This is a genomic window from Pseudomonas sp. MWU12-3088, from assembly GCF_023242405.1.
GTDB lineage: Bacteria > Pseudomonadota > Gammaproteobacteria > Pseudomonadales > Pseudomonadaceae > Aquipseudomonas > Aquipseudomonas kribbensis.
Genome location: NZ_JALJEA010000011.1, coordinates 121,496 through 146,938 on the forward strand (window position 1 = coordinate 121,496; position 25,443 = coordinate 146,938).

The window sequence follows — 25,443 nt, forward strand, 5'->3', positions numbered from 1 at the left end:
CTTCCCTCACCCTTGGGTGAGGGGAGTCAGATCTTGCGCCAGACACTCGCCAGCCACGGCTGCTGCTCCCGCGGCAGCCCCGCCGGCCGGTAGTAATGCTCAAGTTCCACGAATCCAGCGGCAGTCAACAACCCGCGCCACGCCTCCAGATCGTGATACGAGCCATAACGCGGCCCGTTCCAGCCCTCACGGTTGTCCCCGCGTGGATTGGAGCTGAACAGCACGCCGCCCGGTTTCAGTGTCCCGTGCAACTGCTTCAAAACCCGTGGCAATTCCTGCAACGGCACATGGAACAGCACCGCGTTGGCGAAGATCCCGTCGAAGCGTTCTGCCGGCAGATCCAGCTTCAGAAAATCCTGGCACCACACTTCACAGCCACTGTCCTCCCGAGCCATCTGCGCGAATTTTTCCGCACCGTCGAGGCCGACGGCGATGTGACCCATCCGTGTGAAGGTCTGCAAATCCCGCCCCGGTCCACAGCCGAAATCGAGAATGGAGAACGGCGCTTCAGCCTGAATATGCCGCAGCAAGGCGTCGATGTTCTGGCTGACATCATGGTCGCGGGTGCCTTCACGAAAATCCTCGGCCACCGAGTTGTAATGGCCGAGAGTAGTGGAGGTAATCTGTTCCAGATCGATAGGCGTCTGTTTCATGGTCGGACTGCGCTGGCAAAGGATGTTGCCGACTATACGCCATGCAATTCAGCGCTTGTTCAACCCTCGCGCCAGACGGTCGCCGCCCAGTTGAATCACCGCCACCAGCGCCACCAGCAGCACGATCACGGTCAGCATGATCTGGCTGTCGAAGCGTTGATAGCCGTAGCGATAAGCGATGTCGCCCAGACCGCCGGCACCAATCGCCCCGGCCATCGCCGATGAGTTGATCATCGTCACCAGCGTAATGGTGAACCCGCCAACGATGCCCGGCAGCGCTTCGGGCAACAACACGTGCCAGATGATGTGCCAGCGCCGGCAGCCCATGGCTTGGGCGGCTTCGATCAAACCGTGGTCGACTTCGCGCAGGCTCACTTCGGCGATCCGCGCGAAGAACGGCGTAGCCGCGATGGTCAGGGGGACGACTGCCGCCCACACACCGTAAGTGGTGCCAACGATCAGCCGGGTGAACGGGATCAGTGCCACCATCAAAATCAGGAACGGAATCGAGCGAAACAGATTCACGAACGCACCCAACGCACGATTAAGCACCGGCGCTTCGTAGATACCACCCTTGTCACTGGTGACCAGAATCACCGCCATGGGAATCCCGGCGAGCAACGCGATCAGCGACGACACGCCGACCATCAGGAACGTGTCGATGAAACCCTGCAGCAAGCGATCAAACCACATAACCCAACACCTCCGTGCGTTGTGCCCACTGGCTGGCACGCTGACGCAGCTCCTCGGCGTTCAGTTTTGATCCCGCCACCGCCAGCAACAGTTGCCCGAGCGCGTGGCCCTGAATCCGTTCCACGCCGCCCTGCAGCAATTTCACCCGGCCACCGAGGGCGGCGAACAGTGCGGCCAGATCCGGTTCGTCCTGCTGGCTGCCGGTGAACTGCAAACGCAGCACCACGGACGTATCGGACGATGACGGTTGCGCCTGCAAACGGCTTTGCAATTCTTCGGGCAAGGCGTGTTGCAGCGGTGCGAGCAAGGTCTGGCTGACTTCGTGTTGCGGGTTGCCGAACACTTCCCAGACCGGGCCCTGTTCGACGATGCGGCCATGTTCCAGCACGACGACGCGATCGCAGATCTCGCGGATCACGGCCATCTCATGAGTGATCAGCACAATGGTCAGACCCAGGCGTTGGTTGATCTCGCGCAGCAGGCCGAGGATCGACTGAGTGGTTTCCGGATCCAGCGCCGAGGTGGCTTCGTCGCACAGCAGAATGTCCGGGTCGTGCACCAGCGCGCGGGCAATGCCGACGCGTTGTTTCTGCCCGCCGGACAATTGCGCCGGATAGGCCTTGTGCTTGGCCTGCAGGCCCACCAGTTCCAGCAGTTCGCGAACCTTTTTCTCCCGCTGCTCCTTCGGAACGCCGGCGACTTTCAGCGGCAGTTCGACGTTCTGCCACACCGTTTTCGCCGACATCAGGTTGAAGTGCTGGAAGATCATGCCGATCCGCCGGCGCAGGGCGACGAGACGATCCTCGTCGTACTCGCCGATGTCCACCTGATCGATCAGCACCCGGCCCGAGGTCGGTTGTTCGAGGCGGTTGATGGTGCGGATCAGCGACGACTTGCCGGCGCCGCTGCGGCCGATGATGCCGAACACCTCACCGCGCTGGATCGCCAGGTCGATGCCTTGCAGGGCGGCGACCGGGCCTTGTTTGCCGTCGTAGGTTTTGCCGAGCCCGACGAAACGCACATGGGCGCGGTTCAGCTCGGGATGCAGTTCGGTGCGTTGCGCAAGCGCGGGTGGCTCTGGAAGATCCAGTCGCCGCTGGATGGCAGCGGTCATCCTCAGCTTTCCCAACCGGCCTGGTACAGCTTGCCGTGGGCCTTATCCAGCGCGGCGCGAACGGCCGGCGAATGCTGGTAGATGTCGACGAACTTGATCAGACGCGGGTCGGTCTTGCTCTTTGGCTGGATCACGAACTGGATCACGTATTCCTTGTGGTCGAGGCCGTCGAACAGCAGGGCGGAGCCGGCGTCGAACGTTTTCGCCAGACGAATGTAGGCCGGATAACCCTGGACCAGATCGGCATCATCGTAGGCGCGTACCAGTTGCACGGCTTCGACCTGCAGGATTTTGATTTTCTTCGGGTTGGCGACGATGTCGTCTTCGGTGGCCTTGTAGCCGACGCCCGGTTTCAGGGTGATCAGACCGGCCTTGGCCAGCAGTTGCAGGCCGCGTCCGCTGTTGATCGGGTCGTTGGCGATGGCGACGCTGGCGCCTTCCGGCAACTCGTCGAAGCTTTTGTATTTCTTCGAATACAGGCCGACGTTGTTGATGATCCCCGGGGCGAACGGCACCAGGTCGAAACCGGAGGCGGCCTTGGCGTTTTCCAGGAACGGGATGTGCTGGAAGTAGTTCACGTCGATGTCGCCGGCGGCAAGGCTGATGTTCGGCGCGATCCAGTCGGTGAACTCCACCAGCTCGACTTTCAGGCCTTGTTTGGAGGCCTCTTCGACGGCGGCTTCCAGCGGGATCGCGAACGCGGCGGTGGTGCCGATTTTCAACGGGGCGTCGGCGGCGAACACCGCCGAGCTGAACAGGCCGAAGGCCAGGGCCAGTGCTTTGACTGGGTGGGACAGGAGCTTCTTGGTCATGGTGGTTTCCAGTCAGTGCGAGGAGGTGTGTCGGTAGTGGGCGCCGGTGTGTTGCTGCGGCAGGTGCGCTTCGCCGTGAAACAGTTTTTCCCGCAGGCTGCCGGTGTCGTACGCGGTCTTGTACGAGCCGCGTCGTTGCAGCTCCGGAATTACCAGATCGATGAAATCCACATAGCTTTCCGGAGTGACGATGCGGGTCAGGTTGAAGCCGTCGAGACCGGTTTCGGCAATCCACGATTCCAGCTCATCCGCTACTTGCTGCGGCGAGCCGACCACGGTGATGTAGCGTCCACCGAGGGCGTGCTGGTCGAGCAACTTGCGTCGAGTCCAGTCGTTGTTCTGCAGGTTTTTGGTGGCGGACTGGATCGCGTTGCTCTTCACGTACTGGATCGGCTCGTCGATTTCGTACTGGGAAAAATCGATCCCGGTGGACGCCGAAAAGTGCGCCACACCCGCTTCGGCGCTGGCGTAGCTCAGGTATTCGGCGTGCTTGGCCCACGCTGCTTCCTCGGTCTCGCCGACGATCACGTTGAGGCCCATGAACACCTTGATGTCTTCGGGATTGCGACCCGCTTCGACGGCGCTGGCGCGGACCTTGTCTACCTGAACCTTGGTCGACGGTTTGTTCTGGCCGCTGATGAACACGCACTCGGCATGACGCCCGGCGAACAGCAGACCGCGCTCCGAACTGCCGGCCTGAAACAGCACCGGCGTGCGCTGCGGCGACGGCTCGCACAGGTGATAACCCTCGACCTGATAGAACTCGCCCTTGTGCTCGACCTTGTGCACCTTGTCCGGCTGCGCGTAGATCCGCTGCTGCGGATCGTTGAGCACCGCACCGTTTTCCCAGCTGCCTTCCCAGAGTTTGTAGAGGACTTCGAGGTACTCGTCGGCCTGGTCGTAACGCCGGTCATGCTCGACCTGTTCGCTCAGGCCCATGGCCTTGGCGGCGCTGTCCAGATAACCGGTGACGATGTTCCAGCCCACCCGCCCACGGCTCAGGTGATCGAGGGTCGACATGCGTCGGGCGAACAGATACGGCGGCTCGTAGGTGAGGTTGGCGGTCAGGCCGAAACCCAGATTTTTGGTCACGGCGGACATCGCCGACACCAGTAACAGCGGATCGTTGACCGGCAACTGGATCGACTCTTTCAGGGTGACGTCCACCGAGTTCTGATAGACGTCGTACACACCGACGATGTCGGCGATGAACAACCCGTCGAACAGCCCACGCTCCAGCAGTTGCGCCAGTTCGGTCCAGTATTCGAGGGTCTTGTATCGGGTCGAGGTGTCGCGTGGATGGGTCCACAACCCGTGGTTGATGTGGCCGATGCAGTTCATGTTGAACGCATTGAGCAAGATCTTCTTTTTCGCAGCGGTCATCAGATGGTCCCTCGCAGCGGAGGGTTTTCATCGTTGAGGTAGTAATTGCCCACCGCGTGATATTTCCAGCGCACCGGGTCGTGCAGGGTGTGCACCCGGGCGTTGCGCCAGTGACGGTCGAGGCCGTGCTCGATCAGGGTGGCCTGACTGCCGGCCAGTTCAAACAGCGTGCTGCCGGCGGCCAGAGAGATTTCGGTGCTGATGGCCCGTGCTTCGGCGACGGCAATCGAGGCTGCCGCAACCGTTTCGGCGTTGGTCTCGGCCTGGGCTGCATCGAGGAATTCGCCGGCGCGTTCGAGCAAGGCTTCGGTGGCGTGCAGGCGGATACTCAGGTGGCCGAAGCTCTTGAGGGTCAGCGGATCTTCGGTGGCCTTGTCGTTACCCGAATCGATCCATGGCCGGGTCTTGCTGCGCACGAAGTGCAGCGCATCTTCATAGGCGGCGCGGGCGATGCCGGTGTCGATGGCGGCGTGAAGGATCTGCGCCAGCGGGCCGACGGTGGTTGGGCGCTCGAAAGCGCTCTGGAACGGGATGACATCTTCGGCGGCGACATACACGTCTTCGAACACCACCGAACCGCTGCCGGTGGTGCGCTGGCCGAAGCCGCTCCAGTCGTCGATCACGGTCAGGCCTTTGCTGTCACGCGGGACGAAGGCCAGTTGCTGCACGCCGTGTTCATCGACCACCGAAGTCGGGATGCGCTGCGCGTAAATCGCACCGGTTGCATAGAACTTGCGACCGTTGATGCGATAACCGCTGCCGTCCCGTTTCAGGCTGGTGACCCGGTCGTGGGCAGTCTTGGTGCCCAGTTCTGCAAGTGCGTTACCAAAGCGCTGGCCGGCGAGGACTTCGGCGTACAGACGTTGTTTTTGCTCGTGGCTGCCGTTCACCCGCAGCACTTCGAGGGCATAGAAATGGTTCTGCGGAATCTGCCCCAGCGAGCCATCGGCCCGGGCGATCAGGGCGATGACTTTGGCCAGGGTCACGTTGGACACACCGGCGCCACCGTATTCCTTGGGCACGCTGATGCCCCACAGGCCGGAGCGGGAAAACACCTCGAGTTCCGGCAGCGGCAGGCGGCGTTCGCGGTCGCGCAGGTTGCTGTCACGCTGGAAGTCTTCGGCCAGGTCGCTGGCGACGATCAGGGCTTGCTCGTCGCTGGTGATGACCGCGACGGGATGGGAAAGAGTCATGTGTTTCTCCAGAGATCTGGTCAAAAATGTTCTGGTCGTCAGATCCAGGAATGGCGAGCCGGAAGTTTTCCGTTTAGGCGGTAGGCGCCGACCGCGTGGTACTTCCAGCGCACCGGGTCGTGCAGGGTGTGCACCCGGGCGTTGCGCCAGTGGCGGTCGAGGTTGAATTCGGCGAGGGTGGCGCGGCTGCCGGCCAGTTCGAAAAGTTTTTCGCTGGCCAGCAGCGAGATCTCGGTGGTCAGCACCTTGGCTTCGGCCACGGCAATCGAGGCGCGGGCGGCGGACTCGGCAGTCAGCGGTGCAGCGTGCACCTGATCCAGCACTTGCCCGGCCTTGCGCAGCAGCGCCTCAGCGGCGTGCAGTTCGATTTTCAGTTTGCCGATGTCGGCGATGACGTAGAGATCGTCGCTGGCCCGCTCGACCTTGGCGTCGATCCACGGCCGGGCGCGGGTCTTGACGAATTCGATGGCGTCATCGATGGCGCCACGGGCGATGCCGGCGTCGATGGCCGCTTGAATCAGCTGCGAAACCGCACCCTGGGTGTTGGGCTTTTCGTTGATCTTCCAGTTATCCACCACGAGGCCTGCATCGACCCGCACGTTGTGCAAAAGAATCGTGCCGCTGGCGGTGGTGCGCTGGCCGAATCCCGACCAGTCATCGACGATGCGCAATCCCGGCGTGCCGCGACGGACAAACGCCAGCACTTGCCTGCCGTCATCGTTGAGCGCCTTGACCGCCACCCAATGGGCGAAGAGGGCGCCGGTGGAATAGAACTTCTGGCCGTTGATCACGTAGTCATCGCCGTCGGCGGTGATGCGCGCTTTCAGTTCCAGGGTGTCCTTGGTGCCGCGCTCCGGCCCGGCGTTACCGATGCGCCAGCCTTCGAGCACGCTCTGCAGCAGTTGCTGTTTCTGCGCTTCGGTGGCGCTTCCGAGGATCAGGTTGATGATGCCGAACTGGTTCTGCGGGATTTGTCCCAGCGCCGGGTCGGCCGCGGAAATGATTGCGAACACCTCGGCCAGGGTGACGAAGGAAACCTGCGGTCCGCCGTACTCGCGCGGGATGGCGATGCTGCCCAGGCCGCTGCGGGTGAACTGTTCGATTTCCGCCCATGGCAGCTTGCGCTGGCGGTCGCGTTTGGCGGCCTGCACGCGGGCGACTTGCGCCAGCTCATGTGCAGCCTTGATGGCTTGTGCGTCGTTGCGCAGCACTTGCGCGGGCAACAACAACGGGGCGATGTCCAGGTCACTCTGGACGTTTGCGTCTGCCAGACTGGACATCAGTGCCGCTCCTTGGCTGCACGCAATGCCCTGGCGATCTGCACTGGGGTGATTGGGTTCCGGACCATGTTACCTACCTCACATCTCATGAAAAACGCCGCAAAAGTGCGGCGGACGAAAGAGTGTCCGGTGGTCCGGTTCATATACCCTAAGCGCGTATAAAATTTAAATAAACTAACTTTTAGGAATATGCATAGAAGCTCGAAAGCTCACTTGGCTTTGCGCTCCGCAGCCATGGGAGTCCGCCTCGGCTGTGCTTTCAGATAAGGATTCACGCAGCCAATCTTCAGTGTGCGTGGCGGTGCCCAGCGCGAGTTGTTGCCGACCCGGTCGATGATGCAATAGGTCACGTCAAGCCGCAGGTCTTCACCCGCTTCGACGATGACTGCCGGTGGCACCCAGACCTGGATTCCCTGGCCGACATCGGCTTGCGTGACAGGGGGAAGATCCATTCGTGCATCACCCCAGCGCAGGGTGATTTCGTCACCCTCGGCCATGTTCAGGTAAGGCTCGATGGTCAGCGGGACGCCGCGTTTGATCTGGCTCGGGTTGACCCCGCGCCGGCGGATGACATCTGGAAGGCTGACCGGCAGCAGATACTGATTTTCTTCTTCGCATCCCGACGCTAATTGCCCGCCCGGGCAGTCGAGCTTGACCTGGAACCGGGCGCCGGCCGACAGCGCCGGTTTTCTCCCGACCTGCATGACCCGATAGTGCACGCAGGGTGAGCCGTTGACGATGAAGCTCTCCGGCACCCTGAGTCTGACCGTGCTTCCGATATCACCGGCAGCCAGCACATGGGAAGCCACATAGCAGTCATCCCAGAACAGCTCGATCAGATCGCCGCTGTCCATATCGTCATAAGGTCCGATTTCGACCGACAGGTTGGCGGCCGCCATGAGGTTGATTCCGGCTCCGTGGGTTTGCTCCAGGGTCGGTGGTGGCAGTAGCGGGATGTTTGAAATGCAGGTCATCGGTTTCTCTCCTTGAAGCCTTGCAGCGAAGTCCGTATCTGAAAGAACGAATGGCGTGAATTAATCGGCAATAAAACTTAGGAGTTGCGTACAAGTTTGAAAGTGTCTTGTTGAACTAGCGTGCGCCGGTTGATGACTAGATAAGAGTTCGCCGGAAGAAGTGTCAAGCGAGTGGATTAGTTAATCCGTGAATTACGGATTAATCAGAAGGTTCCTACGTTGTTGTAGCAGTCGGACTAGGTAGGGAAAGGAAAGAGGCTACAGGTTTTCGCGGTTTTCAGCGTGTTTGACCGTGCGTTCTGGTGAAGGATGGAATCAAGTCGCGGCGAATTTTATGCGCAGGGAGTTGTTGCAGGACAAATATATGTACTGCCTTTTCAAAGGTTGGGTAGTTTGTGTTTTGAGAGTGATTTGTATATCGGGGGGAACACTACTTCCATCCATGGAAGTGAGTGAGGGTGCAGGCGAAGTTCTCAGCCGTTGTTGCGAAACTTGCTGAGAAACTGTCGGGTGCGTTCTTCTTTCGGATTGGCGAACAGCGCCTTGGCTTCACCTTGTTCGACGATCACGCCCTTGTCGAAAAACACTACGCGGTTGGCCACGTCACGGGCGAACGCCATTTCGTGGGTCACGATAACCATGGTGCGTTTTTCTTCGGCCAGACCGCGAATGGTCGCCAGTACTTCGCCCACCAGTTCCGGGTCGAGGGCCGACGTCGGCTCGTCGAACAGGATCACTTCCGGCTCCATCGCCAGCGCCCGGGCAATCGCCACGCGCTGTTGCTGGCCGCCGGACAAGCGTCGTGGATAGGCGTCTTCCTTGCCCGCAAGGCCGACCTTGGCCAGCAGCTTCTTGCCCAGGGCAATGGCTGCGTCACGGGGCGTCTTCTTGACCACGATCGGGCCTTCGATGACGTTCTCCAGAGCGGTGCGGTGGGGGAACAGGTTGAAGTTCTGGAACACGAAGCCCACATGCTGGCGCAGGGTGCGCACCAGATTCTGCTGCTGGTTCAGGGGACGGCCGGTATCGATTTCGATATCGCCGACCTTGATCCGGCCGCTGGTGGGTTGTTCGAGGAAGTTCAGGCAGCGCAGGAACGTGGTCTTGCCCGAACCGCTGGGGCCGATGATGGCCACGACCTCGCCTTCCTTCACTTCAAGATCGATGCCGTTGAGCACGACTTGACCCTTGAACTGCTTTGTCAGTTTTTCCACGACAATCATGGGGTCAGGACTCCTGGTCGTGCCGATTGACCCGCTCTTCCAGCTTGTTCTGGAAGTGCGACAGCACTGTGGCCAGAATCCAGTAGATCAGCGCGGCGGCAAGATACATGGTGAAGACTTCGAAAGTCCGGGCGGTAATCAGTTGGGCCTGACGGAACAGCTCCGGCACCTGAATGGTGGCGGCCAGCGCGGTGTCCTTGACCAGTGAAATGAAGCTGTTGCCCAGCGGCGGCAACGCCGTGCGCATGGCTTGCGGCAGGATGGCCCGGCGCAGGGTCTGCGCGCGGGTCATGCCGATGCTTGCAGCCGCTTCCCACTGACCGCGTTCGATCGAACCGATCGCGGCGCGCAGGATTTCACAGGCATAGGCAGCCATGTTCAGCGAGAAACCGATCAGGGCTGCCGGCAACGGGTCGAGTTCCAGACCCAATTGCGGCAGGCCGTAATAGATCACGAACAGCTGCACCAGCAACGGCGTGCCGCGAAAGAACGACACGTAGATGCGGGCCAGCCAGCTGACCGATTTGAAACGCGACAGGCGCATCAGCGCCAGGCCAAAGCCCAGCAGCAGGCCGAAGAACATACCGCCGAGGCTGAGGACTACCGTGTAGTACGCGCCCTTGAGCAGAAAGGGCGCGGAGTCCAGTGCGAGTTGGAAAGCTGCTTCCATTATTTAGTGACGTCAGCTTGGAAGTACTTTTCCGAGATCTTGGCCAGGGTCCCGTCGGCACGCAGCTCGTCGAGGGCCTTGTTCACGGCCGCCAGCAGTTCTGGCTCGCCTTTGCGCAGGGCGATACCGGATTCCTGACGGGAGAACGCCTGACCGGCCGCTACGGTTTTCGGTGCTTTCTTGGCGTACTCGAGGGCGGCCAGACGGTCGATCAGAATCGCGTCGGTACGGCCGTTGTTCAGGTCGGCGAACTTGGTCGGATCATCGTCGTAGGTGCGCACGTCGGCACCCGGCACGTTGGCGCGGACCCACTGCTCGTAGTTGGTGCCCAGGCCTACGCCGACTTTCTTGCCGGACAGGTCGGCGGCAGTCTTGATGTTCAGCGCAGCTTCCTTGTCCTTCAGCACCAGCGCCTGAATCCCGGAGATGGTGTACGGCTCGGAGAAGTCATACTTCTTCTTGCGCTCGTCGGAGATAGTCACCTGGTTGACCACGACGTCCAGACGCTTGGATTCCAGCGCGGCGAGGATGCCGTCCCACTTGGTTGGCTGGATCTTGGCCTTGACGCCCAGCTTCTTGGCCAGGGCTTCGGACAGCTCGACTTCGAAGCCCGACAGTTTGCCGTCGGCATCGACGAAGCTGAACGGTGGGTAAGTGCCTTCCAGGCCGACGTTGATGACGCCTTTGTCCTTGATCTGTTGCAGTTGCTCACCGGCAACGGCGCTGCTGATCAGACCGGCGCTCAGTGCCAGGCCCAGCGAACCTACCAGCAGATTTCGACGTAGTGCGGAAAGAATCATGACAAGCCCCTGTGTTTTCTTATGGAAGACGCTTAAGGAAAGTTGGCGAATCCGGGAATTGGACGACAGCGCTATCCTGCCTTAAAGCAGCTTATGCGTCTCTCGCGATATTCGCCTGCGGCGAGACTATAAGACTGTTCTTTTAGAATGGAAAATAATGAATTTTCCAATTGTTATTCGTATATGGAATATGAGTTTCCCGTATTCCGGTTGATCCCACCCGATGCGCGGGAGGGCTTCAACGGACGCAAAGGGACGCGGAGCGTCCCTGCCTGCCTTCCCACGCCGAGCGTGGGGACGAGCGCATCAGAGAAAATCCTTGTAGGCAAACAACGCCGGGGCGCCGCCGGTGTGCAGGAAAATAATCGGGCCGTCGTCGAAACGCCCGCGACCGATGCCGTCGAGCAACCCGGCCATGGCCTTGCCGGTGTAGACCGGATCGAGCAGCACGGCGTCCTGGCTGGCCAGCAGCTTCACCGCCGCCAGGGTTCCGGCATTCGGCTCGCCGTAGCGCGGGCCGAAGTATTCGTCCCACAACTCGACCTTGAAACTCTCCGGCAACGCCACGCCCAACAAGGCGGCAGTACGCTCGGCGAGGCCTTGCACTTTCGGGCGCTGATCTTCTTCGCTGCGCGATACCGTCACGCCGATCACCGGCAATTGCGGCAGTACTTCGCTCAAGGCCAAGGCCATACCGCTGTGCGTGCCGGCGCTGCCCGAGGCCAGGACCACGGCGGAAAATTGCAGGCCGGTGTCCTCGATTTGCTGCGCCAGTTCCAGGCCGGCCCGTACATAACCCAGTGCGCCGATGGCGTTGGAGCCGCCGATCGGCACCAGATATGGCTTCTTGCCGTTGCTGCGCAGGCGTACGGCGAGGGCGGCCAGTTGTTCGTCGGCGTTGTCGAGGTTATCGACCAGCTCGACCTTGGTGTCGAACAGGTCCAGCAGCAGGCGGTTGCCGTTGCCGGTGTAGTTGCTGTCGTCGGTGCCTAGCGGGTTTTCCAGCAGGGCCACGCAGCCCAGGCCCAGTTTCGCGGCCAGCGCGGCGGTCTGGCGAACGTGGTTCGATTGCAGTGCGCCGGCGGTGATCAAGGTGTCCGCGCCTTGGGCAAGGGCATCGGCGGCAAGGTATTCGAGCTTGCGCAGCTTGTTGCCGCCCATGGCCAGCGGCGTCAGGTCATCACGCTTGATGTAGACGTCGCGGCCGAGCCAGGTGGACAGGCGCTCGAGTTTTTCCAGTGGGGTCGGTTGGCCAAGCAGGTCGAGGCGGTTAAAGCGGTCCAGCTGTTGTTTGATCATGAGTCCGTACTGATGCAAGGGGATGTCAGGACTATAGGCACGCCGTTTTACCGGGGCAACCGTCAATCGCTTATAGCCAAATGTGCTTAGGCCAGCACTATCGGTTCTTAATTCGCCTCCGGGGCGTTGCCGTAAAGTAGTGGCCGTTGACGCGGCCAGACAGTCCGGCCGCCCGTGAGGAGTCTTTACCGTGAGCGAGCGTTCCAGCCATTGGCAATTGCAGACCATCGTCAGCCAGCTGCGTACCGCGCGGGATCAGTGGCGTGCACAAAATGGCCGCGCCAGCGGCGAACAGGGCGGCCGCGAACTGCCGTCCCGTGATGCGATGGCGCAGATTCTCGAAGCCTTGTGCGGGGCGTTGTTCCCGATGCGTCTGGGGCCGGTGGATCTGCGTGAAGAGAGCGAGGATTTTTACGTCGGCCACACCCTTGATGTTGCGCTGAATGCATTGCTGACCCAGGCACGACTCGAACTGCGTTACGTCGCCCGCCACAGCGCCCGGGATGACAGCGAAGTCGAGGCGCAGGCCATCCGGATCATTCAGGATTTCGCGTTGGCGCTGCCAGGCCTGCGCAGTCTGCTCGACACCGATGTGCTTGCCGCGTATCACGGCGACCCGGCGGCGCGCAGCGTCGATGAAGTGCTGCTGTGCTATCCGGGGATTCTGGCGGTGATCCACCATCGTCTGGCCCACCATTTGTATCGCGCAGGTCTGCCGCTGCTGGCGCGGATCAGTTCGGAAATCGCCCACTCGGCGACCGGCATCGATATTCACCCGGGCGCGCAGATCGGCCGCAGTTTCTTCATCGATCACGGCACGGGCGTGGTGATCGGCGAGACCGCGATCATTGGCGAGCGCGTGAGGATTTATCAGGCAGTGACCCTCGGCGCCAAGCGCTTCCCGGCAGACGAGGACGGCCAGTTGCAGAAGGGCCATCCACGCCATCCGATCGTCGAGGACGACGTGGTGATTTACGCCGGCGCGACGATTCTCGGGCGGATCACCATCGGCAAGGGCTCGACCATCGGCGGCAACGTGTGGCTGACTCGCAGCGTGCCGGCCGGGTGCAACCTGACCCAGGCCAATCTGCAGCATGATGACGGGACTCAGAAGTAATTTTCCTGTCCGTTCGTTCCCGCGCAAGGCGGGAACGAACGCCCTCGCCACAGCGTCATACCCCTCCCTGAGCCAGCGTACGAAAGGTACCGCTGAGCCCTGCGATTAGTCCTGAGCGTGCTATCCATGTTTAACTTGAACGTTCATTCAAGTTAAACCGGCGGTTCGCTGCCCGCTCACAACAGGAGGCTTGCCTTTGCTGAGTCCGATCATTTCAGCCATTTTCCAACCCCTTGAGGTGCACCGTTCATGAGTGCATCGTCCACCCCCGCCAGCGGTCTGGTACGCATGAATCCGCCGGTGTTCTGGTTCGCCGCAACGGTGATCCTGCTGTTCGGCCTGACCGTTATCGCCATGCCGGAACAGGCCGGTGCCTGGCTGCTTGAAGCGCAAAACTGGGCGGCCAATACGGTCGGCTGGTACTACATGCTCGCGATGACCCTGTATCTGGTCTTCGTGGTGGTCACCGCGTTATCGGGCTACGGCAAGATCAAACTCGGTGCCGACCACGACGAACCCGAATTCAGTTACCTGTCCTGGGCCGGCATGCTGTTCGCCGCCGGGATCAGCATCACGCTGTTTTTCTTCTGTGTGTCCGAACCGCTGACCCACATGCTCCAGCCGCCGCAAGGCGAGGCCGGCACGGCGGACGCGGCGCGTCAGGCGATGCAGATACTGTTTCTGCACTGGGGCCTGCACGGCTGGGGCGTGTTCGCCTTCGTCGGCATGGCGCTGGCGTATTTCGCCTATCGACACAACCTGCCGCTGGCCCTGCGCTCGGCGCTTTATCCGCTGATCGGCAAACGCATCAACGGGCCTATCGGCTACGCGGTGGACGGCTTCGGCATCATCGCCACGGTGTTCGGCCTCGGTGCGGACATGGGCTTCGGCGTGCTCCATCTCAACTCCGGTCTGGACTACCTGTTCGGCATCGCTCACACCCAGTGGATTCAGGTGGGTTTGATCACGCTGATGATGGGTGCAGCGATCATCGTCGCCGTCTCCGGTGTGGATAAGGGCGTGCGAGTCATGTCCGACATCAACATGCTGCTGGCCTGTGCGCTGCTGCTGTTCGTGTTGTTCGCCGGCCCCACCCAGCATTTGCTCAACACCCTGATCCAGAATCTCGGAGATTACCTTGGCGCGTTGCCGACGAAGAGTTTCGACCTCTACGCCTACGACAAACCGAGCGACTGGCTCGGTGGCTGGACGGTGTTCTACTGGGCCTGGTGGATTGCATGGTCGCCGTTCGTGGGCCTGTTCATCGCACGGATTTCCCGTGGCCGGACCATCCGCGAATTCGTCTTCGGCGTGCTGTTGATCCCGCTGGGTTTCACCCTCGCGTGGATGTCGATCTTCGGTAACAGCGCCATCGATCAGGTGCTCAACCACGGCATGTCGGCACTGGGCATGTCGGCTCTCGACAACCCGTCGATGACCCTTTACCTGCTGCTGGAAACCTACCCGTGGAGCAAAACCGTCATCGCGGTGACGGTGTTCATCAGCTTCGTGTTCTTCGTCACCTCCGCCGACTCCGGCACCGTAGTGCTCTCGACCCTGTCGGCCAAGGGCGGCAACCCGGATGAAGACGGGCCGAAATGGCTGCGGGTGTTCTGGGGCGCGATGACCGCGCTGATCACCAGTGCGCTGCTGTTCTCCGGCAGCATCGATGCGCTGAAGTCAGCGGTGGTGCTGACCTCGCTGCCATTCTCGCTGATTCTGCTGCTGATGATGTGGGGCCTGCACAAGGCGTTCTATCTGGAGTCGCAGAAGCAGATCGCGCAGCTGCATTCGCTGGCGCCGGTGTCCGGCTCGCGGCGTGGCAAGGGTGGCTGGCGCCAGCGCCTGAGCCAGGCCGTGCACTTCCCGTCGCGGGACGAGGTGTACCGCTTCATGGACACCACGGTGAAACCGGCCATCGAAGAAGTGACGGCAGTGTTCGTCGAGAAGGGGCTGAATGTCGTTACGCAACCCGATCCGGCCCACGACAGCGTCAGCCTGGAAATCGGACACGGCGAGCTGCATCCGTTCATCTATCAGGTGCAGATGCGCGGCTACTTCACGCCGTCGTTCGCCCGTGGCGGCATGGGCTCCAAGCAGCTCAACAACCGTCGCTACTACCGCGCCGAAGTGCATCTGAGCGAAGGCAGTCAGGACTACGATCTGGTCGGTTACACCAAGGAGCAGATCATCAACGACATCCTCGACCAGTACGAACGGCACATGCAGTTCCTGCATCTGGTGCGTTGATCGGGGCAGGGCGCCGGGACGGTTTCAGGTCTCGGCGCTCAGCACCATGAACAACACCATCGCCGCGATCGGCACGCCGAACACGGCACTGCCAATCGCAATCTCCGACCCCAGCGGCTGCCCGGCATGCACCACGCCGACCGCGCCATTGATCACCGTCAACGCCAGCCACAACGCCGCGAAACCGTAGGCCATGGTCTGCCGACTGAAGCCGATACGCTCGCCGATGTAGAGCATCAACGCCAGCAGGATCAGGCCGAAGAAGATGATGATTGCGGTGTGCATGGTCGCCCCTGCGGGAAGTGCAGTGTTACCTAGAGCATAGTCAAAAGGGCCCGCGCCATACTCGTCAGGTACTTTCCCGCTCAATCACCATGCACTGCAGCAAATTCAACCGCTGCACTTCATCGCTCGGCAGCACGCCCAAACTTTCCAGCACCCGCGTCGCCGCCAGTACGCCGATCTCCAGCGCCGGCGGTTTGATGGTGCTCAGGCTCGGCAGCAGCATCTCGGCGAACGGGTAGTCGCCGAAGCCGAGGACGGCGCAGTCGTCGGGGATCTTGAGGCCGGCGCGTTGCCCGGCGAGCAGGCCGCCGGCGGCGAGGTTGTCGTTGGCGAAGATGATCGCGTCCGGGCGAGGTGAGGCGTTCATCAGTGCTTCCATCGCTTGCTTGCCGGCCTCGAACGGGGCGCGATCGGCGTCTGGTGCGAACACCCACGGTTCCAGACCCATCTCGCGAACGGTCGTGGTGTAACCGTCGCGGCGCTCCAGCGCACTGAAGTCGCCGGGGGCGCTGTTCTGCACGAAGGCGATTCGCCGATAGCCTTTGCCGTGCAGATAACGGGCGGCGCTGACCCCCACTTCAAAGTGCGAAAAACCGATCTGCATCGGCTCGCGATCCGGTTGGTAATCCCAGGTTTCGATCACCGGAATATCCGCTTCGGCGAGCATCTTTTCCGTGCCCGCACTGTGGAAGTGACTGGTCACTACCAGCGCTGCCGGCGACCAGCCGAGGAACGCCCGCACGGCGTTTTCTTCCTGTTCAGTGCTGAAGTAACTCGAGGCCAGAAGTAGCTGGTAGCCGTGACGGCTGAGGGTGTCGCTGAAGCCTTGAATCGTGTTGGCGAAGATCGGCCCGGATATGTTCGGGATCACCATGCCGACGATTTTCCCCCGCGCCGAAGCGAGGCCGCCGGCCACCAGGTTCGGCACATAACCCAGCTCCGCGACTACCGCCGCGATCCGTTCGCGGCGTTCGGGCGAGACCTGTTCCGGCTGGTTGAAGTAGCGCGACACGGTGATCGCCGAAACACCGGCCTGGCACGCCACCGCGTTGAGGGTCACGCGACCGGCGCCACGGCGTTTGCGGGGCTTTTCTTCGCTCAAGGCTCGATCCTTCTTAAAAACCAAAACGCATATAAAAGTAATTTTTCAGTATTGGACGCTCTATGCCGGGCTTGCCAATACTTGCGATGTTAGCGCTAACAAAGCGCATTGTCTGCTACTCGCTCGAGCGAATGCCCAAGACACCGAGACAGGCGCTGTCGGCGCAGAACGGCAGCGGTTCAGGGCAACTTTTCGAGCGGACACAGCATGCACAACATTCCTGGGGCGACACACAAACTGGCGCAATCGATCCGCGCTGCGGGCTGGCTACTCACCGGGCTGGCCGCGCTGCCTCTGCCCGCCGCGTTCGCCGCCGACAGCAGCGATCAGGAGCCGACACTCAAGTCCGTCACGGTCACCGCCACCCGCCGCGAAGAGTCGCTGCAAAAGGTCCCGGTGGCGGTATCGGTAATCGACGGCGAGCAGTTGGAACGCGACAACCGCAACAGCGTGGCGAGCATCGTCCAGCAAGTGCCGTCGCTGAATTTCCGCACTGGCGCATCGAACAAGGACACCTCGTTGTTCGTGCGTGGCGTGGGGACGATTTCCACTTCGCCGGGCGTCGAGCCGACGGTGGCCACGGTGATTGACGGTGTGGTCTACGCCCGTCCTGGTCAGTCGACTCTGGATCTGCTGGATCTGGAGCGCGTCGAAGTCTTGCGTGGCCCACAAGGCACGTTGTTCGGCAAGAACGCCTCGGCCGGCGTGCTGAACATCACCAGCAAGGCGCCGACCGCCGAGACCCACGGTTACATCGATCAGTCGTACTACAGCGGCAATGAAAGCCGCACCCGGTTCGGCATCGGCGGCAGCCTGATTCCGGACACGCTCAAGGGCTCGATCAGCACCTTGTTCGGCAGCTATGACGGCCACGTGGATAACAAGCACAACGGCCAAGAGGTCAACGGCTACAACCACCGCGGCGTGCGCGGCAAACTGGAATTCACTCCGAACGACGACGTTACCTTCACCCTGATCGCCGACTACATGCAGTCCCATGATGACGGCCCGAATGGCGTCGTGACCAAGTCGCTGACCCCCGCGTTCACCAATGCACTGAGCCCGGTCAGCGCCACCGGTCACAACCGCGACATCAACACCGACACCCGCACCCACGTCGAAGACACCAACAAGGGCCTGTCCGGCCAGCTCGACTGGCAACTCGGCGATTACACCCTGACGTCGATCACCGCGTGGCGCGGCTGGGACAACACCCAGTATCAGGATGGCGACCGCCTCGGCACGGTGACGGCCGCGTTCCCCGGCACGGCGGACAAGGGCGACCTGGCCTTCGACCAGTACTCGCAGGAGCTGCGTCTGGCCTCGCCGAAAGGCGGGTTCCTCGAATACGTCGGCGGCCTGTTCTACATGCATGGCAAGGATGACGAGACCTATCAGCGCACGCTGACCACGACCACGCGGACTGACCGTGGCGTCGCCGACTACAGCACCACCAGCGACAGTTACGCGGTGTTTGGCGAAAGCACGCTGAATTTCACCTCGGATTTCCGTGGTATCGCCGGCCTGCGCTACACCCACGACGATCTGGAATACGATCACCGTCGCGTCTCCACTTCCGCCACCACCGTCAGCGGCATTCAACCGGCTACCAGCAGCTCTGGTTCGGTAGACGAGGACGGCTGGTCCGGCCGGCTCGGTTTGCAGTACGACCTGAGCGATACCGTCACCACTTATCTGACTTACTCGCGCGGCTACAAAGGCCCGGCCTACAACGTGTTCTTCAACATGCAGCCGCGTGATACCGAAGCGCTGAAACCGGAAACCTCCAACACCTGGGAGGCGGGGATCAAAGCCTCAAGCTGGAACAATCGCCTGACCACCAACCTCGCGGTTTTCCACAGCGACTACGACAACTATCAGGCGAACTTTTTCGACACCGTCGCCGGGCAAGTGGTGACGCGCCTGATCAACGCCGGCAGCGTCAGCACCGAAGGTGTGGAACTTGATTACGCCCTGCAGGCGACCCAGCAACTGAAGTTCTCCGGCGCACTGGCCTACACCCGCGCCCGCATCGACCAGTTCGCCTGCCCTGCGGGCGCGGCGGCGTCGTGCAACGTCAACGGCAAGCCGCTGCCGTTCAGCCCGGACTGGAAAAGCTACGTGCGTGCCGACTACACCATTCCGCTGGAAAACGGCCTGGATATCGAACTCGGCACCGACTACAGCTGGCAGAGCGAAGTGCAGTACGACATCAGCCAGAACGCCGACACCAAACAAGGTGCTTACGGCCTCTGGAACGCCAGCGTCGCCCTGGCCGATTACACCAATGGCTGGCGCGTGGCATTGCTGGGCAAGAACCTCACCGACAAGTCCTATTCGCCGTTGCTCGCCAGCGGTGGCAACTACATCTACCGCGCCGTACCTCGAGATGACGAGCGCTACTTCGGCGTGCAATTGCGCAAGGATTTCTGAGATGAGCAGACAGCTGAAACTCGGCGCGTTCCTCATGGCCACCGGGCACCATGTCTCCGCGTGGCGTCATCCGGACGTACCGGCCAACGCCGGGCTGGATTTCGCCCATTACAAACGCCTGGCGCAGACTGCCGAGGCGGCGAAGTTCGACACGCTGTTCGTCGCCGACAGCGTCGCCGCGCCGACTCACGACATCGCCAGCCGCATGGCCCGTTCGGATCACTTTGAACCGTTGACCCTGCTCTCGGCCTTGAGCGCGGTGACCGAGCACATCGGCCTGATCGCCACGGCCACCACCAGCTACAACGAGCCGTACCACGTGGCGCGTAAATTCGCTTCACTCGATCACCTGTCCGGCGGGCGAGCGGGGTGGAATCTGGTGACTTCGGACAACGCCGCCGAAGCGCAGAATTTCGGCCGCGATGAACACATCGGCCATGCCGAGCGCTACAGCCGCGCCCGGGAATTTCATCAGGTGGTGACCGGGCTTTGGGACAGTTGGCAGGATGACGCCTTCATTCGCGACAAGGCCAGCGGCGCCTATTACGACCCGGAAAAACTGCATGTGCTGGATCACGTCGGCGAGCACTTTCGGGTCAAAGGCCCGCTGAATGTCGCGCGTTCGCCACAGGGTCAGCCGGTGATCGTGCAGGCCGGCTCGTCGGAAACCGGGCGGGAACTGGCGGCGCAGACGGCCGAAGTGGTGTTCACCGCGCAGACCTCGCTGGCTAGCGCCCAGGCGTTCTACGCCGACCTCAAGGGCCGCTTGCCGAAGTACGGACGCAGCGCCGATTCGCTGAAAATCATGCCCGGCGTATTTGTCGTGGTCGGACAGACGGAAGCCGAAGCGCAGGAAAAATGTGAAACGTTTCAGCAATTGGTCGAACCCGAGGTTGGCGTCGCCTTGCTTGGGCGTATGCTGGGCAACTTCGATTTGTCGAAGTACCCGCTGGACGGGCCGCTGCCGGACTTGCCGCTGACCGAAAGCGGCCAGCAGAGCCGGCAGAAACTGCTGACCGAACTGGCTGGCCGCGAGCATCTGACCCTGGCCGAACTGGGCCGGCGAATCGCTGGCGGTCGCGGGCATTACAGCGTTGTCGGTACGCCGGCGCAGATTGCCGACCGTTTGCAGGAATGGTTCGAGCAGGGCGCGGCGGACGGCTTCAACGTGCTGGTGCCGCACCTGCCCGGCGGGCTCGAAGACTTCGCCAATGGCGTGGTCCCGGAACTGCAACGGCGCGGACTGTTCAGAACCGAATACGAGGGCCGGACCTTGCGCCAGAACCTTGGTCTCGCCCGACCCGACAATCGCTTTGCGTAGCAATCGACACCCATTTCAAGACCGACAAGAGAGGATTCGATGACTTACACCGCTGCCGAAAACCGCTATGACTCCATCCCTTACCGCCGCGTCGGACGCAGCGGTCTGGTATTGCCGGCGCTGTCCCTGGGCCTGTGGCACAACTTCGGCGACAGCACGCCGATTGACACCCAGCGCGCGTTGCTGCGCACAGCGTTCGATCTGGGGATCAACCACTTCGACCTGGCCAACAATTACGGCCCGCCCTACGGCAGCGCCGAGACCAATTTCGGCCGCTTGCTGCGCGAAGACTTCAAGCAGTATCGCGATGAGTTGATCATCTCCAGCAAGGCCGGTTGGGACATGTGGCCCGGCCCTTACGGCCAGGGCGGCGGCTCGCGCAAATACGTGCTGGCCAGCCTCGACCAGAGCCTGCAACGCCTGGGCCTGGACTATGTGGATATCTTCTATTCGCACCGCTTCGACCCGGACACCCCGCTGGAAGAAACCGCCAGCGCCCTCGCCACGGCGGTGCAGCAGGGCAAGGCGTTGTACATCGGCATCTCGTCGTACTCCGGGGTGAAAACCCGCGAAATCGCCGCGTTGCTCAAAGAGTGGAAAGTGCCGCTGCTGATTCACCAACCGGCCTACAACCTGCTCAACCGCTGGGTGGAAAAGGACCTGCTCGACACCACCGACGAACTCGGCACCGGCGTGATTGCGTTCACCCCGCTGGCACAGGGTCTGCTGACCGACAAATACCTCAACGGTGTGCCGGCGGATGCGCGGATCAATCGTCCGGGCGGTGGCTCGTTGCAGGCTTCGCACTTGTCCGAGGCGAACATTGCTCACGTGCGGGCGCTGAACGAGATCGCCAAGCGTCGCGGGCAGAGCCTGGCGCAACTGGCATTGGCGTGGACGCTGCGCGATCCTCGGGTGACCTCTGCGCTGATCGGCGCGAGCCGGCCGGAGCAAATTATCGAGAACGTCGGGGCGTTGAAGAATCTGAGCTTCAGTGCTGAGGAACTGGCGGAGATTGACCGGTTTGCCCAGGAGGGCGGGATTAATCTTTGGGAGAAGCCTTCGACGGCGGAGTAAGCAGCCCTCACCCCAGCCCTCTCCCCGAGGGAGAGGGAGCCGACCGAGGTGTCTTGCGTCATACATCGACCTGAAAGACCTGGTCGATTATGGATTCAGCAAAGCACGATCAGGTCGGTGCATCTTTAAAGCATCCCCCAATCAGTCCCCTCTCCCTCTGGGAGAGGGTTAGGGTGAGGGGGCTTTTGATTTTGCTCTGGCGTTAAAGGCTCAACGAAAAAACGGCACATCCCCCAACACCGTAGCCCGCTGCATCACCCGCCGCGCCGGACGGTAATCATCCACCGCGTAATGCTGCGTCACGCGGTTGTCCCAGAACGCGATGTCGTCCTTCTGCCAGCGCCAGCGAATGGTGAATTCCGGTCGCGTCGCGTGGGCAAACAGAAACTTCAGCACCGCTTCACTCTCGGTTTCCGACAACTCATTGATCTTCGACGTGAAGCCTTCGTTGACGAACAGCGAGCGGCGCCCGCTCACCGGGTGAGTGCGAATCACCGGATGCGACAGCGGTGGATTCTTGCGCCGCGCCTCTTCCCACTGCGCCAGTGCCTCAGGGGTGTTGCCATAGCGCTCCAGCGGAAACGAGCGGGTGAAGTCGTGAGTCGCGGTCAGCCCTTCGAGCATCGCCTTCATCGGCGCCGACAGCGCTTCATACGCGGCAATCCCGCTGGCCCACAACGTGTCGCCACCAAACTCCGGCAACAGCTTGGCGCTCAGCACCGCGCCCATGGCCGGGGTCGGCAGGAAGGTCACGTCGGTGTGCCAGATTGCGTTGTCGCGCACATCGGTGACGGCGGTGTCGAGGATCAGCACTTCCGGTTGTTCCGGCACGTTCGGGTAGATCGGGTGAATGTGCAGGTCGCCGAAATAGTGGGCGAAGCGCGCCTGTTGCGACGGCTCGATCGGCTGATTGCGGAAGAACAGCACCTGGTATTTGAGCAGCGCCTGCTCGATGGCATCGCGTTGTTCCAGGTTCAGCGGCTGGCTGATGTCGACGCCGCTGATCTGTGCGCCGAGGGCCGAGCTTAACGGGGTGATGTTCAGGCTGCTCATGGTGGTTCTCTTCAATTCCGGGGCCCCGAAACTGTCGGGGTAGTCAGTGCTGAAAAATCAGTGGGCCTGGCCGTGCCACGGCACCAGTTTGCGTTGCAGGGCACGCAGGCCCATTTCCATGGCGAAGGCGATCAGGGCGATGACCAGAATCCCCAGCACCACCACATCGGTGACCAGGAACTGCGCGGCCGACTGCACCATGAAGCCGAGGCCGCTGGTGGCCGCGATCAATTCGGCGGCGACCAGCGTCGACCAGCCGACACCCAGACCGATACGCACACCGGTCAGAATGTCCGGCAGGGCGCTTGGCAAAATCACGTGGCGAATCAGTTGCGCGCGAGTGGCGCCCAGCGATTGCGCGGCGCGCAATTTAGCCGGGTCTACGGTGCGCACGCCGGTGGCGGTAGCAATCGCGATCGGAGCGAAAATCGCCAGGTAGATCAGCAACACTTTCGACAGTTCGCCGATGCCGCACCAGATCACGATCAGCGGCAGATAAGCCAGTGGCGGGATCGGGCGGTAGAACTCGATCAGCGGATCCAGCACGCCACGGGCGATGCGGTTGGCACCGATGGCAATGCCCACCGGCACGGCGGTCAGAATCGCAAAACCGAGGCCCAGACCGATGCGGCTCAGGCTCGCGCCCAGGTGCTGCCACAACGTCGAATCCATGTAGCCCGTGGTCGCCAGCAACCAGCCTTTTTGCAGCACGGCGGACGGTGGCGGCAGGAACAGCGGTTCGATCAGACCGGTGGCGGTCACCGCCCACCAGATCACCAGCAACGCGAACAGGGTCAGCAGGCTGATCCAGCGGGTGCTGAGGCTGCGGCGCACGGGAATCACCACCGAGACGGCGGTGGGTTTTACTGCGGTGGCGGAAACGTCGTAACTGCTCATGCGCGCTCCTGCCGTTGAACGGCGCTGCGTTGCGAGAACACTTTGGCGAGCACGTGTTCGCGGGTTTCGATGAAGCGCGGATCGGACTTGATCGCCCGCGCCGATTCGCCGGCGGCGTAACGCTTGCCGAAATCCAGGTGCAGGCGCTCGACGATCTGTCCCGGATTCGGCGCCAGCAAAATCAGGTCGGTGGCGAGGAACACCGCTTCTTCAATGTCGTGGGTAATCAGGAATACCGGTTTGGCGGTGCGTTGCCAGACTTGCAGCAACAGCTCCTGCATCTGTTCGCGGGTGAAGGCGTCGAGGGCACCGAAGGGTTCGTCCATCAGCAAAACGCGCGGGTCGGCGGCTAGGGCGCGGGCCAGGCCGACACGTTGCTTCTGGCCGCCGGAGAGCTGCCAGATGCGACGCTTTTCAAAACCGGAGAGATCGACCAGCGCGAGCATTTCCCGGGCGATCTGTTCGCGTTTGTCCTTGGCCACACCGGCCAGTTCGAGACCGAAGGCAACGTTGGCCAGCACATCCTGCCAGGGCAGCAGGGCGTCGTCCTGGAACACCACGCCGCGCTCGGCGCCCGGGCCTTTGACCGGTACGTTGTCGAGGGTAATGCGGCCGGCGCTCGGTTCGACGAAACCGGCAATCAGGTTCAACAGCGAAGTCTTGCCACTGCCGGACGGGCCGAGGGCCACCAGCAATTGCTGAGGGCCGAGGGTCAGGGAAATGTCGGACAGTACCGGTTCCGGGCTGCCGGGATACTGTGCGCTGATGCGCTCCAGCTGTAGCAAGGCCATCGCAGTTAACTCCCGATCAGTTGGTGATGTACTTGGGGGTGACGTACGGCGCGTAGTCCGGCAGTACCGCTTCTACCTTGCCTTGCTCCTTGAGGAACGCAGCGGTGTCGGTGATGGCTTTGGTGGTCGGCGCGCCGAGGTCACTGACCTGATCCGCCGCCAGCGGGTAGACGTTGCCTTGCAGCAGCAATGGAATGTCGCTGGCCTTGGCGCCGGAAAGTTTCACCAGCTTGTCTACGTTGCTCTGGTTGGCCAGCCAGGCCTTCGGATCCTTGCGGTAGTCGGCGTAGGCGTCGAGGGTGACCTTGGCGAACGCGGTGACGATTTCCGGGTGCTTCTCGGCGAAGTCCTTGCGTACGATCCAGGCGTCGAAGGTCGGCGCACCGAACTTGGCCAGTTCACCGGAAGTGATCAGCACTTTGCCGTTTTCCTTGGCCACACCCAGCGCCGGATCCCAAACGTAGGTGGCGTCGATGTCACCGCGTTTCCACGCGGCAATGATCGCCGGCGGGGCGAGGTTGAGAACGGTGACTTTCGAAGGATCGATGTTCCAGTGCTTTAGCGCGGCCAGCAGGCTGTAGTGACCGGTGGACACGAACGGCACGGCGATTTTCTTGCCGACCAGATCCTGCGGCGTCTTGATGCCGGCGCCGTCGCGGGCGACCAGCGCTTCGGCGGCGCCGATCTGGGTGGCGATGAGGAAGGTTTCCACTGGAACTTTGCGGGTGACGGCTGCGGTCAGCGGGCTGGAACCGAGGTAGCCGATCTGCACGTCGCCGGAAGCGATGGCCGAGATGACGTCCGCGCCGTTGTCGAACTTGCGCCAGCTGATGTCGGCCTTGGTGGCTTTTTCATAGGCGCCGTCGGCCTGTGCGACTTTCGCCGGGTCAACGGTGGTCTGGTAGGCGACGGTGAGGTCGGCGGCCTGGGCCAGGAAACTCGCAGCGGCCAGAGAGGCCACGGCCAGCAGGCGAAGCGGGACATTCAGTTTCATTGAAGAGCTCCATATCAGGCGACCGAGGA

At 61.9% G+C, this 25,443-nt stretch carries 23 protein-coding genes; 5 read left to right on the plus strand and 18 right to left on the minus strand.

The genetic code is table 11. The features are described from left to right. Window positions 1–26: 26 nt before the first annotated feature. The 12 genes from M5B98_RS23330 to M5B98_RS23385 all read right to left on the minus strand — a co-directional run bounded on the left by M5B98_RS23330 (window position 27) and on the right by M5B98_RS23385 (window position 12,094). Window positions 27–653, minus strand: coding sequence for a class I SAM-dependent methyltransferase (locus M5B98_RS23330; protein ID WP_248744116.1), 627 nt, complete (start codon window positions 651–653; stop codon window positions 27–29). Between the two features lie 48 nt (window positions 654–701). Further along, window positions 702–1,346, minus strand: a complete 645-nt coding sequence (locus M5B98_RS23335) for a methionine ABC transporter permease (RefSeq protein WP_096821885.1) — start codon at window positions 1,344–1,346, stop codon at window positions 702–704. Beyond that, the gene (locus tag M5B98_RS23340) at window positions 1,336–2,460 is read right to left on the minus strand and encodes a methionine ABC transporter ATP-binding protein (RefSeq protein ID WP_248744117.1); all 1,125 of its coding nucleotides are present in this window, start codon (window positions 2,458–2,460) and stop codon (window positions 1,336–1,338) included. The genes M5B98_RS23335 and M5B98_RS23340 overlap by 11 nt, the downstream gene beginning before the upstream one ends. 2 nt (window positions 2,461–2,462) lie before the next feature. Then, window positions 2,463–3,272: a MetQ/NlpA family ABC transporter substrate-binding protein gene (locus M5B98_RS23345; RefSeq protein WP_248744118.1), complete on the minus strand. Its 810-nt coding sequence runs from the start codon at window positions 3,270–3,272 to the stop codon at window positions 2,463–2,465. Between the two features lie 12 nt (window positions 3,273–3,284). After that, window positions 3,285–4,655 carry an LLM class flavin-dependent oxidoreductase gene (locus M5B98_RS23350; RefSeq protein ID WP_248744119.1) on the minus strand — a complete coding sequence of 457 codons (1,371 nt, stop codon included), beginning with the start codon at window positions 4,653–4,655 and terminating at the stop codon, window positions 3,285–3,287. Beyond that, window positions 4,655–5,848: an SfnB family sulfur acquisition oxidoreductase gene (locus M5B98_RS23355; protein WP_248744120.1), complete on the minus strand. Its 1,194-nt coding sequence runs from the start codon at window positions 5,846–5,848 to the stop codon at window positions 4,655–4,657. The genes M5B98_RS23350 and M5B98_RS23355 overlap by 1 nt, the downstream gene beginning before the upstream one ends. Before the next feature lie 38 nt (window positions 5,849–5,886). Continuing rightward, on the minus strand, window positions 5,887–7,128 hold the full coding sequence (locus M5B98_RS23360) for an SfnB family sulfur acquisition oxidoreductase (RefSeq protein ID WP_085712689.1): 1,242 nt from the start codon (window positions 7,126–7,128) through the stop codon (window positions 5,887–5,889). Between the two features lie 209 nt (window positions 7,129–7,337). Next, window positions 7,338–8,102, minus strand: coding sequence for a hypothetical protein (locus tag M5B98_RS23365; RefSeq protein ID WP_248744121.1), 765 nt, complete (start codon window positions 8,100–8,102; stop codon window positions 7,338–7,340). Between the two features lie 473 nt (window positions 8,103–8,575). After that, on the minus strand, window positions 8,576–9,325 hold the full coding sequence (gene tcyN / locus M5B98_RS23370) for an L-cystine ABC transporter ATP-binding protein TcyN (RefSeq protein WP_114881002.1): 750 nt from the start codon (window positions 9,323–9,325) through the stop codon (window positions 8,576–8,578). A 4-nt stretch (window positions 9,326–9,329) separates the two neighbouring features. Next, window positions 9,330–9,995: a cystine ABC transporter permease gene (gene tcyL / locus M5B98_RS23375; RefSeq protein WP_114881003.1), complete on the minus strand. Its 666-nt coding sequence runs from the start codon at window positions 9,993–9,995 to the stop codon at window positions 9,330–9,332. Next, entirely contained in the window at window positions 9,995–10,795 is an 801-nt protein-coding gene (gene tcyJ, locus M5B98_RS23380; protein WP_085712693.1) for a cystine ABC transporter substrate-binding protein, read from the minus strand. Before tcyJ ends, tcyL begins: the two co-directional genes overlap by 1 nt. A gap of 306 nt (window positions 10,796–11,101) precedes the next feature. Next, a complete protein-coding gene (locus M5B98_RS23385; protein ID WP_248744122.1) occupies window positions 11,102–12,094 on the minus strand; it encodes a D-cysteine desulfhydrase in 993 nt (330 codons plus the stop codon). A gap of 190 nt (window positions 12,095–12,284) precedes the next feature. Here M5B98_RS23385 and epsC point away from each other — a divergent pair, with 190 nt between their 5' ends. After that, window positions 12,285–13,211, plus strand: a complete 927-nt coding sequence (epsC, locus tag M5B98_RS23390; RefSeq protein WP_192552705.1) for a serine O-acetyltransferase EpsC — start codon at window positions 12,285–12,287, stop codon at window positions 13,209–13,211. 288 nt (window positions 13,212–13,499) lie between these two features. Continuing rightward, the gene (gene betT / locus M5B98_RS23395) at window positions 13,500–15,461 is read left to right on the plus strand and encodes a choline transporter BetT (protein WP_170931615.1); all 1,962 of its coding nucleotides are present in this window, start codon (window positions 13,500–13,502) and stop codon (window positions 15,459–15,461) included. A 24-nt stretch (window positions 15,462–15,485) separates the two neighbouring features. On the opposite strand, the gene M5B98_RS23400 is transcribed toward betT, so the two are convergent. Together M5B98_RS23400 and M5B98_RS23405 are read right to left on the minus strand one after the other, a co-directional pair. Continuing rightward, window positions 15,486–15,746, minus strand: a complete 261-nt coding sequence (locus M5B98_RS23400) for a hypothetical protein (RefSeq protein WP_114881008.1) — start codon at window positions 15,744–15,746, stop codon at window positions 15,486–15,488. Window positions 15,747–15,810: 64 nt separating this feature from the next. Next, window positions 15,811–16,848 carry a LacI family DNA-binding transcriptional regulator gene (locus tag M5B98_RS23405; RefSeq protein WP_248744123.1) on the minus strand — a complete coding sequence of 346 codons (1,038 nt, stop codon included), beginning with the start codon at window positions 16,846–16,848 and terminating at the stop codon, window positions 15,811–15,813. Between the two features lie 207 nt (window positions 16,849–17,055). On the opposite strand from M5B98_RS23405, the gene M5B98_RS23410 reads away from it, so the two are divergent. Genes M5B98_RS23410 through mgrA form a run of 3 tightly spaced genes read left to right on the plus strand, consistent with a single transcriptional unit; the run spans window position 17,056 to window position 21,679 of the window. After that, the gene (locus M5B98_RS23410; protein ID WP_248744124.1) at window positions 17,056–19,281 is read left to right on the plus strand and encodes a TonB-dependent receptor; all 2,226 of its coding nucleotides are present in this window, start codon (window positions 17,056–17,058) and stop codon (window positions 19,279–19,281) included. 1 nt (window position 19,282) lies between these two features. After that, on the plus strand, window positions 19,283–20,602 hold the full coding sequence (locus tag M5B98_RS23415) for an LLM class flavin-dependent oxidoreductase (RefSeq protein WP_248744125.1): 1,320 nt from the start codon (window positions 19,283–19,285) through the stop codon (window positions 20,600–20,602). A 39-nt stretch (window positions 20,603–20,641) separates the two neighbouring features. Next, on the plus strand, window positions 20,642–21,679 hold the full coding sequence (gene mgrA, locus M5B98_RS23420) for an L-glyceraldehyde 3-phosphate reductase (RefSeq protein WP_248744126.1): 1,038 nt from the start codon (window positions 20,642–20,644) through the stop codon (window positions 21,677–21,679). 210 nt (window positions 21,680–21,889) lie between these two features. Here the strand turns inward: mgrA and tauD are convergent, their stop codons facing one another. From tauD to tauA, 4 genes are read right to left on the minus strand one after another with little or no spacing between them, the layout of a single operon-like run. Then, window positions 21,890–22,732: a taurine dioxygenase gene (gene tauD, locus M5B98_RS23425; RefSeq protein ID WP_134825135.1), complete on the minus strand. Its 843-nt coding sequence runs from the start codon at window positions 22,730–22,732 to the stop codon at window positions 21,890–21,892. A 57-nt stretch (window positions 22,733–22,789) separates the two neighbouring features. Continuing rightward, window positions 22,790–23,629, minus strand: coding sequence for a taurine ABC transporter permease TauC (gene tauC, locus M5B98_RS23430; RefSeq protein WP_248744127.1), 840 nt, complete (start codon window positions 23,627–23,629; stop codon window positions 22,790–22,792). Continuing rightward, window positions 23,626–24,420, minus strand: a complete 795-nt coding sequence (tauB, locus tag M5B98_RS23435) for a taurine ABC transporter ATP-binding subunit (RefSeq protein ID WP_248744128.1) — start codon at window positions 24,418–24,420, stop codon at window positions 23,626–23,628. The genes tauC and tauB overlap by 4 nt, the downstream gene beginning before the upstream one ends. 16 nt (window positions 24,421–24,436) lie before the next feature. Continuing rightward, on the minus strand, window positions 24,437–25,414 hold the full coding sequence (tauA, locus tag M5B98_RS23440; RefSeq protein ID WP_085712707.1) for a taurine ABC transporter substrate-binding protein: 978 nt from the start codon (window positions 25,412–25,414) through the stop codon (window positions 24,437–24,439). Window positions 25,415–25,443: the final 29 nt, after the last annotated feature.